A 13,702-nucleotide genomic window follows, 5' to 3' on the forward strand; every position below is an offset into this window, starting at 1 on the left:
GATTGACCCGAAAATAGGATATTTCTCATGAAAAAGTGATTTCTAGGAGAGTAAGTCCCTTAGAATCGATATTTTTATCTTATCGATAAGAAAATGACTTTTGAAACAAATGGAAGAAAGTTAAAACGACCCAGGTCATATGATGTGACCTGGGTCGACTATTTAGATTTGATTTGTATCGCATAATCGATGAGGGGAATGACTATTTTAAGCTGAAGAATGACCTCGGACAACATCTGCAAACTTTATCCAATCTTCTGGGGTGTTCCTCAACCATCCTATGGGTAACCCGTAATTGAGAGTGCAGTCCAACTTTGGCCCAATATGTTTGCGAGAATTTCCAGGCGCATTGTTTATCAGTCTGGTCAGATTCTCCTGGAACGAACGATGATTAGAAATCACATTGTTGTTCTTGCCTCGAAGATTTCTGATTAACCAGGGGTTATATAGACGTTCACCAGCCTTATATTCTATCCACCCCTTCCTCGTTTCGGGATCGACCAGGTCTTTGTTAAATGCATACCCTAGTATGCTGACCTGCCAGTCATGTCCTCTAAATGCATATGGATCGTTTTCGAAATCTTGACCATCAGGCATGTTCGTGAGTATTCCGATAACATATATTTTGGTGTCGAAGTCAGTCATTTTTTGTTTTTCGACAAGGAGCCATTTTGAAGAACTTCTGCTTCCTTTGATGTCCGTCTTGAAATGAAAATCCCTCTCTTCCCCGTCTATGATTACCGTAGCCATGTCGTGTCCGTTGTCATGAACGTGTTGGTCGTCCCAAACCGTCAAATCGACGGAGAAGCTAATCTTGAAGTTTTCTTCTAAAAAGCGCTTGAAACCAAATTCCACCACTTTTCCAATCACGTGGTCGGCGATATAGTCGTTCCTTTTCCGTATGATGTCTCGCCTTCCGAACTGTTTTGGACTTGCAGCCATCTTTTTATATAGTTCCTCGGCGAAAGTGAAGCTTGCATTCACCTCGGACTCCGTGACACTTATTTTCGTATTTAACTGTTCTTTTTGCATTTTTACACCCCAGACTGTCAATTAGTAGAGTACGTACTAAGAAAAAGGTTCTATACTTTGGTTGGTCGGATAAGGATGTGGCTAGGATTATCTACTGAAGCTATGACGGTTTTTGATTACTCCATCGAACTAGAGCGATGAACATCATTGGGATGGATTATCGATTAGTAATTTAGATAGTTCTCTCCCTCTTATCCAAATGTCTTGTCTATATAGTTCCAATCCGTTTATGGTTAGCGTTTTCTTTGTGGCGTCTGACCCGCTCCCTCTCATAAAGAAGAGGTAATCTTTTGATTTTGGGAGGTTCGTCTCGGTTTGAGGGACATTGGTCTTGGGGGAGAGTTTCAGCTGTCCGTTTTTCTTATACATCTTTCTCACTTCTAACTTATCCTCAATCATAAGTGTGCGAACGTCTGTCCAAGTCCTTTTAAGTTCTCTGTCAAACAACTCACTCGATAGACTCTGTAGTCTGAAACCGACGAATGTACTGTCTGAACGATTCGATCCTCTCTCAGGAATCTTAAAGATCGCAAAAAGAAAATGTATCTCATTCAATTGAGAGAAAAAGTCGGACTCCTCGAACCTTTCCTCGTAGGCGAGGTTTTGAAGATCGACAGGAAAAAGTTTGGTGTCTTCGGTGTTCAGACCCGAATCCGTCAATGTGACCGATTTGGCTGTGATATTTAGCTTCGAAAACAGGTCTATGTCATTCAATCGAGAACTATCAGCCTCAAACATATGAATGATAATCTTTTCCGTCATGGATTTAGAGATTGTTTTCTGTGACTCGCTCGAAGTTCTGATACCGAACTTGGTCATCAGGTCATTGGCCTTCATACCTCCATAGAGACTGGAAAGGCGCTTCAATTCCTCTTTGAATTGTTCGATTGTAGTGACCTTCTTATCGATGTGATCGTATTGTTTTCCTAACCTCTTGTTGACCATGTTAGAAACGACAGCCCTCTTAATTCGAAAGCGAGGAGGATTTGGATATTTCGGAGACGTGTCTAGGAACATGAGCCGGTCACGGAGAGCGGAAGAAAGCGTATGGTAGTGTTCTCTCGGATTCTTTGAACTTTGATGAAGGTCACGTATATAGTCTCGAATGATTTCCCAGTCGTTTTTCAATGTCTCAATCTCATCATTCGAAAAACGATGAAAGTCATATCCTTTTATGGGGAATGACCGATAGCCGGCGGCATCGACCTTCACTTCTGAGGCATACTCATAATAAACCATCAATAGATTTTCTGCTTTTTTCCAAAAATGTGATGTGTAGAACTCTTCTTCGATAAGCGATTCAGGGCTGACCGCAGTTATTGTAAGAGGCTCTTTGGCCTCGTACTCATATTGTTTGTTCCGTTTAGGTTTTCTGATTCCGGTGGTCTTCAACTCAATGTCAACCCCATCCACAATCAAGTCTGGCTTGCGACTCGAATTTGCCGGACTCCCTAGGAGAGACTGCTCAATGACGTCCCCTGCAATGCCAGTAATCTTCTTGTGTGTCAGTGTCCTGTTAAAAACCTTATTCGTATCGACCTCTTCTAACGTTTTATCGATGGAGGTTTCTAATATCTTATGCAACTCGCTCCGATTGAATTCAAGTCTTGCCATTCAATAACATCCCCGTTCATTGTGAAAATACATGGATATTTTTTATATCCCAGACGGCTTCTATTCGAACCATCCAAACAACATCTAAAAGGGCAAACGCCCATTCATAATCTGGTAATATATTCATATATTATCAGATTATGAATGAATCTGTAGGACAGATTTTGAGGCTTGTTGATTTAACGTGATTGAGGAGGATTTCTATGAATTTCAAAGGTGGTATCATCATGCTCGTGAAAGATAATCACGATTGCATTCATCTATACATGAAGAAATCAAAAGATAGCAACCCTATGGAAAAGTACCTGGGTTTTTTAGAGGACGTTCAAAAGGAACATAATTTGGTCAGGGCATACGTCTTCGAAGAAACTCACTCCGGATATAATTATATGTGGGGGACTTCAATGTTCAGGGATGATTTAAACAGAGAACTTGGCCACAATGAGAGAAAGTATATCTCTTATCTTCATGAGCATAGGCCAGATATCCTCTTGAGATCGCCATATAAGTCCAAACGACGAAAATCCCTACATCTATGCAATAAAGGGCATGAGTTCTTACAGACCCCATCAGCGATCATGGAAGGGAAGAAGTGTCCAAAGTGTAAAATTTTGTCCCAGGAATCCAAAGGAGGTAAGTTCATCACCGAAGTGTTGGCTGCAAAAAATATTGAATTTGTGAGAGGCGTTTCAATGAGAAGGCTAGGATGTGAGAATGACCATAGATTGGATTTTTTGATTGTAGAGAACAACCTTCCTTTGCTTGCTATCGAGTTTCACGGTATTCAACATTATAAAATAATAAACCGTGAATTTTTTGGGGGGAGAGAAGGATATAAAAAAAGGGTGGAGAGGGATAAAATTAAAAGGGTTCAGTCTTGGAAAGCAGGTATTCCTTTGATTGAGATTCCTTACACTGAAGGTGAAAATGAAATCGAGTCGACAATCGAATATTTCTTAGGGCTTTATGGACTTGATAAACGGAGTTCAGGGAGAAGCTGAGCCATCCAAAAGGAATCCCTTCTCCCATCGACACGATTCTTGAGAACTTTTTGATTTTATTTCTGGTGAAGGTATTCATGTTCAGAAGGTTTCTACATCTGAACTTCATCCGCATTGAATCTTTGAGTCATTCATAAGGCAAAACTGTGTTTGATATGTTTGATAGTTTATTCATGGACTGCAAATAACCGTTTGTCGTGTTGATTGACTCGTGACCGACCACTTGCATGACACTGATCAACGGGTTGCCATTGGCCAGTAGCTTGGTGATATAAGAACGACGAAACCAATGGGGTGGTGTACTTTCTTCGGTTTCTACATGGTTTACCGCATTGTGTGTCATTAGGCGAAGAGCTTCATAAGTCATCGCCTTGTCTGATTTTTTCATGCTAAAAGCAATAAAAGGAGAGTTAATCTCCTCAATCATCATGAGGGTCTGCAAACGATTGATTAGATAGCTCGCCTTCTCAGTGAGCGGGACGCGTCGCCACTTGTCACGCTTCCCTTTGACTTCGAGATAGAACGTGGTTTGGTTTCTTCTCACATCAGTGAATTTGACCGAAAGTAGCTCTGTCGCCCGCATCCCGGTCGTCAGCAGCAAATATCCTATCGTCTCGTTCCGGAGCTCTATGAGCTCCTTGTTCTTTGTCCGTTTGACGGTGTGGCGGAAAGCCTTGGCGATGCGCTCGACCTCTTCGAAGTCAATCTCGCGACGAATCGGCTCAGGTCGTCTCTGATTCTTCACATGGAAGGCCAGATTATGTTGATGATAATGGTTGACATGAAGGTACGTCAGGAGCCTCTTCAGCATGTTGTTCTTCCGCTTCGCGCTTCGTGGCGCGTATTTTTCGTTCACCTCGAACAGGTAGCGATGAACGTCCAGAACCGTCAGTCGCTTCAGTCCCTCAGAATTCGTCATCACGAAGTTCAGGATGAACTCGAGGTCCTGCTTATAGGCGCGGCGAGTGTGAGGACTCTTCTCAGCATAGATCGGGAAGAGCTCAGTCGCCCAGAACACCTCTATGATTTCGATGGCTGACAGTGTCTCGAGGTCTATATGGTCTTTCCTCAGCGCGTCCACAATCCTCGGATTCGCACCGGCCATTTCCTCTAGCGCCATCTCGAACATTTCCTGCCTTTTATCGATTTCCATGCTTCTCCCTCTTTCTATAGTGTATTTTTTCTGACTTTAATTATCTTGTCATATCCCACTCGATATATTCGTATTACATATGTAATAAGTTATATTTACAGAAAATGAATGACTGAAAACTATTGTAATTAATGTATTACAATTGATATGAATAAATTTTAAATATATATCAACTTGTGATAACCTTATATTATCACAAGTTATTTATTCAAAAACTCTAATTCTATTTATATTTAAAACATTTTAGTAGAATTAGAGTTTTTTAGTATTTAGTCAAATTCAACACCTGATAACTGGATAAAATGATTAAAACTTGAAAACAGCTTTTCATAGTCAACATCGACTTTGGTATATTCACTTAAAAAAAGTGGAATGTTTCCGACCATTTCGTGTAAATTCGTGTTCATATCAATTTGAAAGATTTTACTACACAATGCACTGTGAAAAATTATTGTAACTGTATCTGTTAAGTAGTCAATATCAAAATGATCATACAATTCCAAATTACTAAAAGCACTGTGATTTCCATCAGGATAACCTGCTATTTTAATAGCATCCCAACTGTGTTCAATTAAAAATGAATAGTCCTTGTTAGTTACGTAACCTTTTTCGTGAATTGAACGTGCTTCTTTAGAGTAATCATTATTATTGAAATCATGAACAATTAAATTTTGATATTCAGATGGAATTTTATCAGCGTCATTTGACGATATTTTTATTCTATAACTATAAACTTGTAAAGTTTGAAGAATATTGTGCTCGAATTTTGATGCTAAAACCCTCTTTAGTTCGAAGAATTCAATGGTTTTATTATATTGATGATTACGCAATAAATCTGAAAAAGCTTCTTTTACCAAATCTTCGTCTAATAGATTAATTTTTTCAGTTGAAAGTTGTAGAATATTTAACTTTAAATCGTTCCTAAAAGAGTAAACTCTATTGATAAAGTATAAGAATTCTTCAATAGTAAGTAGATCTATATAGTCATCTAAAATATGTCTTATTCCTTTTTCAGATTTTGATTGAAAACCATTGATAATTTTAACAGAATTTTCAATGGTTAACTGACCAGTCTGCTGAAAAAGCTTTAGACTTTTCCCAATGTTGTGTACTGAGTAATCCTTTCTAGCATAATAATTAGTGAAAGCAAGTGAAATTGAAGATATGTCAATTTTTCTATCAGTGTAAAGTGCTAATCTTATGTAGTCTTCTATCACAGAAATCAGATAATACGAATCATATTTTAGGTGATGTTTAATAAAATGCTCTAGGTCAAATTCTAAAAATTCGTTATTATTTTTTATCACCCCTAATGATTTTAGTTTATGACTAGTAGACATCAATATTGAATGAGCGAAAAAAGCATTTTGTTCATAATGTATAATATATTTTTTAAGATCTCTCATAACATTTTCTTGGTGGTCTATGTGTTTATGAATTAATTTTTTTAAATTTAACAACCGCTCATCAGTAAAGGTTATTTCATGTATATACAGCTTTACTAGGAGATCAGAAAAATAGGTATTAAAGGAAAAGTCACTCATTTTTTTACTTAGTACTTTATTGATTTGTTCGATATCTAGTTTTTGGAATGGTGTTAAAAAATACTTATCCTCATTCTCAATTTCAGAACTTAATTCCATATAAAAATTTTCAATATTATAAAAATTATTAGCGGTTACAGTTTCTAATTGACTGGATTGCCCTTCAATCACAAATAAAATCATTCCAAATAAATATCCACTACTTGTAATGTCATCTGCGGAATACCCATTAGAAAGTAAAGACTTTGAATAAAGATATAAAAAACTATTTAAAGAAGAAATATGATCTCTTTCCACAATATTTAATATCAGTGTGAAATCATAATAATTATAAATAGGAATGGTTTCGGGATTTAATACATTCAAAGTTATTCTTAAATTTTCGTAAAAAACTTGTACTGCTTCAATGTCTATTGTGTTTTTAATCCACTCGTTAAAATAGTTTATATCTGAATACTTATAAAAAATATTAAAGTTCTGTTCTAAACTAAAGTCAAAATAAGAATATCTACTAATGTATTTCTTTTCACCTTCTAAAATGGACAAATAAACTTTGTTTGTTATCTGTTCAATAATATTTTTTACATTAGCTTGATTCATTAATGAACTTCGAAGATAAGTGTTTAAACTATCATGGATTAAAGAAATGCGGTTTAACTTTACTTCAAAAAGATATGGATGATCGTTTAGTATTTGATGAATCAACATTCCACCGTATGTACCTAATAGTTCTTCAATTTCAGATTTCATAAAAAAGGAATTAGATGATAAAAATAGAGCTAGAGACTCTTTATTTCTATAATCATTAGTAATAACATCATAATAATCGTTGACACTATCCAATTCGGGTAAGTCAGCAATAGCATCAGTTATTAAAAACTGTTCAGCTAGAAACTTTACTAAAATGGGGTATCCTCTAGTTATTCTTTGAATGCTATCAATTACAGATAAATCTTTGATGTGATATTTGGTCTCTAAGAAAAAAGTTGTTTGTACTCTATTCCAATTACTTATTTGAATCTTCTGCCAAGGAGTTTCAGTTTTTAGAGGGCGCGATAGAAGAATAATATTGATGCCTTGACTTTCCATAAGCTTAAAAAGCTCTATAAACTTGTCGAGGTCAAGTGGGTTATAGTTTTCTACATGATCAAATCCATCAACAATCAATGTTATTGAATCTGTTTTAATTTTTTGTATAATTTCCTCAACAGTCCTTTTTTCAAGTGTTTTAAAAAGATCTTTAATAAGATTGTTTAAAAAACTATCAAATTTTAATCGCTCCTGATATTGAGGATCTTGGCTGGAAGTCCAAAAACGATATATAGCTCTATCTTGATTAATTTTTATATTGTTTACTAAGTGACTTTTCCCGACCCCTGGCTTCCCTTCAATAAAAACTATACCTGTTTGTTCAATTTCAATTCGTTGTACTTCTACTGTTTTATCAACTAACTCAATAGAAAATGATTTGATTGGAGGTAATTCATTAATTCTTATCAATAACTCCCTTGTATCAAATTTCTTTTCAAAGAATGATTCAATCGAATATAAACGAGATAGATCTATTGAATACAAATCCTCTACTTTTTGTCTTATTTCGTTCCTTGAAAGTGAAATAACATGAACATTATCTTTCAAATAACTAGGTAGGCCCATAAAAGTCGAATTTGTAGTTATACTTATATTTTTGATAAAGATGATATTACTATAAGGTGACATCCGGTGAGGACTTGATTTTAGTTTTACAATATCTTTTTCTAAATCTATAACGATATGAGAAATTTCAACGTCCTTATAATCTTTTATCTGACAATAGATTTCTTTGTCATCTGTAATAATTTTCAAGTCGTCAAAATTATGACTAACATCAGCTTCAACTTCAATCGAATTAATTGTTCTTTTAGTATCCATAATCGCCAAAAAATAAAAAGCAACTAGCTTTTGATATGAATAACCAATAATTGAGTTCTTAGCGGCTTTCATTTTAGACCTACTTTCTTGATTACCTTTTAATTTAAATGTGAACAAGGAAATCAGAATTTAAATTTTTCACTATCAAAGAATTTATTTAAAGATATATCTACTCCATTACAAAATTTTTGAATAGTACTAATTTTAGGATGTTTTGTGCGTCCATTCATCAATTCCGAAATTGTTGCCTGGTTTAACCCGCCTTTTTGAATCACTTGATGGATTGTCATATTATGTTCTGCCGCGAGTTCCTTCATCCGCTCAACAATTGCCTCATTCAGCTCCACTTGCTCACCCCACGATCGTAGTACTCTCTTCATCCTTATTCTTTATTAACTCTTCTATTCCTCTACCCTACCATAATCTCTTGAAATCAAAATACTTGTCATTATTTTCTATACTTAAAGCTTTATTTTTTACAGTTGTGCGACAAAACAAAAAATATTGAGTTACTGTTGCTCTTCATCCCTTGTACAGAGCGGATTCGACAAGAACCGTCAATTGTAAAAATTCTGACATATCAGAAAACTGATGATTTTTAAATCTAATCCTGTTATATTGGAACCAACAAAAGGAAACATCTGTTTGGTCGCCGCTCTGGTTTACAGAAAGGGGAAGGCTTATGTATCGATTCGGTGAGTGGTTGAAGGAGAACCGCCGACTCTCAGGTTGGTCACAGGTTGAATTATCAGAGAAGACATTTGGAGAGATTTCACAGCCCGCTATCAGTCAATACGAACAGAATCGTTCGATGCCATCGATTGCCGACATCGATCATCTGGCTCGCGCATTCGGACACACGCTCGCGACGGTTCCATGGGACGCCATCGAATTTGGATACGGCTACGGGGCAAAACATTCTGTCTCCAAGCTCGAGCGTCGTCGGTTCGACCTAAAGGAACTACCGCAGGCCGACTCGGTCCGAACCTTCGACGGGAAGACCTATGAACTGCACGGCTTCATCGGTATCGAGAAAGGAAGCGGCGAGACGGTCCAGTTAACACAACTCTATTATCGAATCCGGACGGTCGTCTGTGACGCCCACGTGCTCGCCAAACGTAAAAATCCGGATGACGAGCTCATCCATGTCAAGAAGCGGAAAAGGGTCTTACAGTAACCGGCATCGACGCAGCAGCACATCCTTAAGGATGGTCTCCTCCAATCACATACCGGCGTGTCCCTCATCAGTGACCGGGTGGGCGGGATCTACGCACAGATGGTTCGGCGAGAGTCGCCTAAAACTCGCCACAAGGTCACCGCATCGTTCCGGGTCATCGAAAAACCCTGTACAACTCCTCCAATTCATGAGGAGCGGAGTTCGTGGGGGAACGGCTAAAAACCCACCGCACCGAATCCGACTGTCCTTAATGATGTGCTGCTGCACATCACGAGATCAAGGGAAGGAAGTGTGTACCGTGGCAACCAAAGAACAGAAACAGAACCGTAGCTTCGCCGAGAAACTCTTACGCATCCGTGGGAAGGACTACGAGGAGTGGCTCGACGAACAGCATCAACAGGTCATCCAGGACAACCAGGAACTCATTTTGGAGGCGCTCGAGGCGAAGCTCAGCTTCAAGTCTTCGGCGCACCAGGACTAAGGAGGGAACGACATGGGACTCAATGAGACAGGGCTCAGCTTGCTTCAGTTCTTCCAGGGGCTCGCCGTCATCGCCGCGGCCATCGCTTTCGCGATCGGGGGCTTCTACTTCATCTTCGGTGGGGATCGTGGCCGCTCGAAGGCCGTCGGATGGCTCGTCGGGGGCGCCGTCGGTCTGATCATCGTCATGGGTGCGTTCACGCTCGCCGAGATGGTCGATCAGAACATCAAATTCTAATGCACACTCACGAAGCGTTCCAATCGGAAGGCTTTTTTTGTTGCTTGAAACGAGAGGAGGGACAAGATGCTGTTTGTACGATTCACCGACGTGCCGGACACACGGATCCAGAACTATGAACGGCTCACTTTCGTCGAGGCGGTAATCGCGACCCATGACCTGCATCAGGCATGTAGCGAGGAAGGGACGAGCTGTTCCGGTGATTTCCGGATCTTCGACCAGAAAGATGAGTTACTCTATCGGGGGACGTTCACGTTCGGGACCGGAGGAACCTATCCGAACCTGTACCATCAGGTGAAGGACCGGGTTCAACGGATACGGACAAAGAAAGAGGAGAACGCGAAGAAGATATGGCTCCTCGATGAGATCGAGATCGAGACACCGGATGACTATAAGCGCCAGTCCGTTACATCGAACCCGATCGTATCGTCGACCTATCAGTCACGGCTGACCCGACTACAGCGCCGCCTTATCTACGGGGCGGCCACGACCGGAATCCTATTCACCTCACTTTTCACTGCCGCGCAATGGTTCATCGATAAAGAAGCGCACGCCGAACAAGTGACCGGTGGCGAACAGGCGTGGCTAGATGCCTACGAACAGGCGCTCCAAGGTGAGGAAGCCTCGCTCATCGATTTACTGGAACGGAAAGTCCGGTCCGAGGAAGAGGATGCTTTACTGGTCGATCTTTATCTGGCGGAAGGAGAAGACCAGAAAGCGCTCGAGCTCACGGATGACCCCATCCTGATCGAGACGAAGCTGGACGGACTCGATCTATCCGGTCAGGAGAAATTGGAACGGCTCCAGGACTTCCAAGCGTCATATCCGACCGATGAGGGCGCGTTCGATCTTGCCGTGCTGAAACGGGACCATGAGACCGTGGCTAAAACGGATGACGTGGAGTGGACCGCTCCACGTATCTCGGCGAAAGTGATTGCCTACCTCTATCTCGGAGACATCGAGTCCGCGAAGGAATGGACGTCCAAAACGAACGACCCTACCGTACAAGTAAAGGTCGATAAATACCAAGACATTGCGGCCACGATCAACGGACTAAACGATAAATTGAAGAAAACTTCTAGCAAAGACACTTCCGCCCGAGAGAAGATTCAAGCCGCTATCGCTACAGAAGAAGTTCAACTGCAAACAATTCTTTATTCAGATTAAGGTAGGTGAAATAATTGAGAACTCCGTCCCAATCACCACGATTCCCGATACGTCTGATCTTCCCCGCCTTGTTCTTCCTGTTGGTGTTGCCGGTCGGGATTTTTTATCTGTTGAACGGGGTCTACAATATCATTCGACAAATCATGACCCCAATTCTAAAAGAAGGGCTGTTGGCCGGGGCGACGATCCCGATGCTCTCTCCCTCCTTGTTCTTGGAGGTGAGCCTTCCCTCTTCGATCGTCTTGATTGGGCTGATCGCGTTCAGTCTGTTCATCGGACTGATCGTGTTCGGCAAGGTGTGGCTGAACTTCCGTGACCTGCGGAAGAATCAGAAAGGGAGCGCCCGCTTCACCTCATTCGATGAATTGAAGCAACAGTACCGTCGTGTCCCGGACCGGAAGAAGCGCTATGACGGATTGGGTGGTGTCCCCGTCGGACGGGTCAAGAACGAGCTGTTCATCGATGACTCGCCCGTCAACAACCTCGTCATCGGGACGACCCGATCCGGGAAGGGCGAGACGTTCGTCTTCTCGACGATCGACCTGTACAGTCGGGCGAGTGACCAGGCCAGTCTTATCATCAACGACCCGAAAGGTGAGCTCTTTGCCGCCTCGAAGGAGACGCTCGAGCAACGCGGCTATCAGGTCGAGGTGTTGAACCTGATGAACCCGCTCCAATCGATGTCGTACAACCTGTTGCAACTGACGATCGACGCATTTCTCGAGGAGAACTATTCGCTCGCCCAACAGTATGCACGCTCGGTCGCGTTCATGTTGTACCATGACCCGAAGGCGCGGGACCCGTTCTGGGCCAACTCATCGATTGACCTGTGTACGGCGCTCATCCTCGGACTCTGCGAGGAGTCGAAGGACACGCCGGAGAAGATCAACATGTACAACGTCGCGCTCATGCTCTCGGACCTCGGCTCACGAACGGTGGTCACGCGGCAAGGACAGGAAATCTCCGCGCTCGACGAATTCTTTCAGCGATTCCCGGAGAACCATCCCGCCCGGCTCCAGTTCGCGACGCTCCACTTCTCGGGTGGCCAGACACGGGCGAGTATTTTAGCCAATACGAATGCGAAACTCGGGATCTTCACATTGAACGGGACCGGGAAGCTGACGTCGATGAACTCGCTCGACATGCGACGCATCGGATTCAACCGCTGGATCAGTGGACGGACTGAACCTTTGACACGGATCACGTTCAGATTCCCCGATGGGACGACCCATGCGCTCACGACGGACGACGACGGCAGCTTCATCGTATACCATACGTCACCACTCCAAATTGGGGACGTCGTTCAGATCTCAACCGACTCAAGCACGTCGACGATCCAGCTGGAAGCGCATGACGAAGATAGTGGACGGTTCCGCTACTCCATCGACGGGACGATACAGATCCGTGAGGTGATGCATCAACTCCATCCCGTGGCGGTGTTCCTCATCGTCCCAGACTATGACCCGACATTCAACGTCATCGCGTCGCTCTACATCAAACAGGTGTACACCGCGCTCGCGCGTGTCGCCTCGCAGACGAAACAGGGCAAATGCGAGCGTCAGGTCGTCTTCCTTCTCGATGAGTTCGGGAACATGCCTCCGATCGAGGGCATGGCCAACATCATCACGGTCTGTCTCGGCCGGAACATGCGCTTCAATCTTGTCATCCAAGCCTATTCCCAACTCGAGAACCTGTACGGAGAGGACTGGAAGACGATCGACGGCAACTGTGGGAACACGCACTATCTGTTGACCGCGGACGAGTCGACCGCCGAACTGATCTCGAAGAAGCTCGGTGAGGCGACCATCGTCACGAAATCCCGGTCCGGTCAGACGTTTTCGCTCAAGAAATCGAAGACGGAGAACGTGGACGGGCGTCGGCTCATGACGGCGACCGAAGTCATGGGGTTAAAAGAAGGTGAGATGCTTATCATCCGTGTCATCAAGCGTCAGGACACGAAGAAGCGACGCATACAGTCGTATCCAATTTTCCTGAGCGGCAAGACGGCGATGAAGTACCGCTATGAATACCTGGCGGACGACTTCGACACGGACCGTTCCCTGCATGACATCGATATCCCCTGTCGTCACGCCGGTCTCGACTTCGAACAGATTCGCGTCTGTTTCGCGAAGAAAGAAGACGAGACGGACGCGAACACGCCATCGAATCAGGAAGACAAGTCCTTGACGGTACGAGACGTGCTGCAGGATAGCATCCTCCGCTCGATGTTCGAGGGTCATGACATCGGAGGACTTTCCCTCCCTGAGTTCGAGACGAACCTGAACTTAGGAGTTTACGACGTCACTGACAGCCAGAAGAGCTTTTTGAGCACGATGATCGCGAAGCGACTCGAGAAACTGAAGCAAGGCACACCGTAGAGAGGAG

11 protein-coding genes are annotated in these 13,702 nt (G+C 42.5%); 6 read left to right on the plus strand and 5 right to left on the minus strand.

The window, feature by feature from the left end; translation table 11 throughout:
* Positions 1 to 207 precede the first annotated feature (207 nt).
* Both KNO66_RS13780 and KNO66_RS13785 read right to left on the minus strand, forming a co-directional pair.
* Positions 208 to 1,032 (minus strand): hypothetical protein, encoded by an 825-nt coding sequence (locus tag KNO66_RS13780; protein WP_214743013.1) that lies wholly within the window; start codon positions 1,030 to 1,032, stop codon positions 208 to 210.
* Between the two features lie 144 nt (positions 1,033 to 1,176).
* Positions 1,177 to 2,646, minus strand: coding sequence for a MutH/Sau3AI family endonuclease (locus KNO66_RS13785; protein ID WP_214743014.1), 1,470 nt, complete (start codon positions 2,644 to 2,646; stop codon positions 1,177 to 1,179).
* 203 nt (positions 2,647 to 2,849) lie between these two features.
* Here KNO66_RS13785 and KNO66_RS13790 point away from each other — a divergent pair, with 203 nt between their 5' ends.
* Positions 2,850 to 3,647: a DUF2726 domain-containing protein gene (locus tag KNO66_RS13790; RefSeq protein WP_214743015.1), complete on the plus strand. Its 798-nt coding sequence runs from the start codon at positions 2,850 to 2,852 to the stop codon at positions 3,645 to 3,647.
* A 127-nt stretch (positions 3,648 to 3,774) separates the two neighbouring features.
* On the opposite strand, the gene KNO66_RS13795 is transcribed toward KNO66_RS13790, so the two are convergent.
* From KNO66_RS13795 to KNO66_RS13805, 3 genes are all read right to left on the minus strand, one after another.
* Positions 3,775 to 4,800, minus strand: coding sequence for a tyrosine-type recombinase/integrase (locus tag KNO66_RS13795; RefSeq protein ID WP_214743016.1), 1,026 nt, complete (start codon positions 4,798 to 4,800; stop codon positions 3,775 to 3,777).
* A gap of 269 nt (positions 4,801 to 5,069) precedes the next feature.
* Positions 5,070 to 8,327: a hypothetical protein gene (locus tag KNO66_RS13800; RefSeq protein WP_214743017.1), complete on the minus strand. Its 3,258-nt coding sequence runs from the start codon at positions 8,325 to 8,327 to the stop codon at positions 5,070 to 5,072.
* Positions 8,328 to 8,377: 50 nt separating this feature from the next.
* A complete protein-coding gene (locus KNO66_RS13805) occupies positions 8,378 to 8,635 on the minus strand; it encodes a helix-turn-helix domain-containing protein (protein WP_214743018.1) in 258 nt (85 codons plus the stop codon).
* 302 nt (positions 8,636 to 8,937) lie between these two features.
* Here KNO66_RS13805 and KNO66_RS13810 point away from each other — a divergent pair, with 302 nt between their 5' ends.
* The 5 genes from KNO66_RS13810 (at position 8,938) to KNO66_RS13830 (ending at position 13,695) form a co-directional block, all read left to right on the plus strand.
* Positions 8,938 to 9,432: a helix-turn-helix domain-containing protein gene (locus KNO66_RS13810; RefSeq protein WP_214743019.1), complete on the plus strand. Its 495-nt coding sequence runs from the start codon at positions 8,938 to 8,940 to the stop codon at positions 9,430 to 9,432.
* Between the two features lie 298 nt (positions 9,433 to 9,730).
* Complete coding sequence (locus KNO66_RS13815) at positions 9,731 to 9,913, plus strand: hypothetical protein (RefSeq protein ID WP_214743020.1); 183 nt, start codon at positions 9,731 to 9,733, stop codon at positions 9,911 to 9,913.
* A gap of 12 nt (positions 9,914 to 9,925) precedes the next feature.
* Positions 9,926 to 10,150 (plus strand): hypothetical protein, encoded by a 225-nt coding sequence (locus KNO66_RS13820; RefSeq protein ID WP_012390467.1) that lies wholly within the window; start codon positions 9,926 to 9,928, stop codon positions 10,148 to 10,150.
* Between the two features lie 66 nt (positions 10,151 to 10,216).
* The gene (locus KNO66_RS13825; RefSeq protein ID WP_214743021.1) at positions 10,217 to 11,317 is read left to right on the plus strand and encodes a hypothetical protein; all 1,101 of its coding nucleotides are present in this window, start codon (positions 10,217 to 10,219) and stop codon (positions 11,315 to 11,317) included.
* Between the two features lie 14 nt (positions 11,318 to 11,331).
* Positions 11,332 to 13,695 carry a VirD4-like conjugal transfer protein, CD1115 family gene (locus KNO66_RS13830; protein WP_214743022.1) on the plus strand — a complete coding sequence of 788 codons (2,364 nt, stop codon included), beginning with the start codon at positions 11,332 to 11,334 and terminating at the stop codon, positions 13,693 to 13,695.
* The last annotated feature ends 7 nt before the right edge of the window (positions 13,696 to 13,702 follow it).

This window comes from Exiguobacterium sp. s48 (assembly GCF_018617395.1).
Classification (GTDB): domain Bacteria; phylum Bacillota; class Bacilli; order Exiguobacteriales; family Exiguobacteriaceae; genus Exiguobacterium.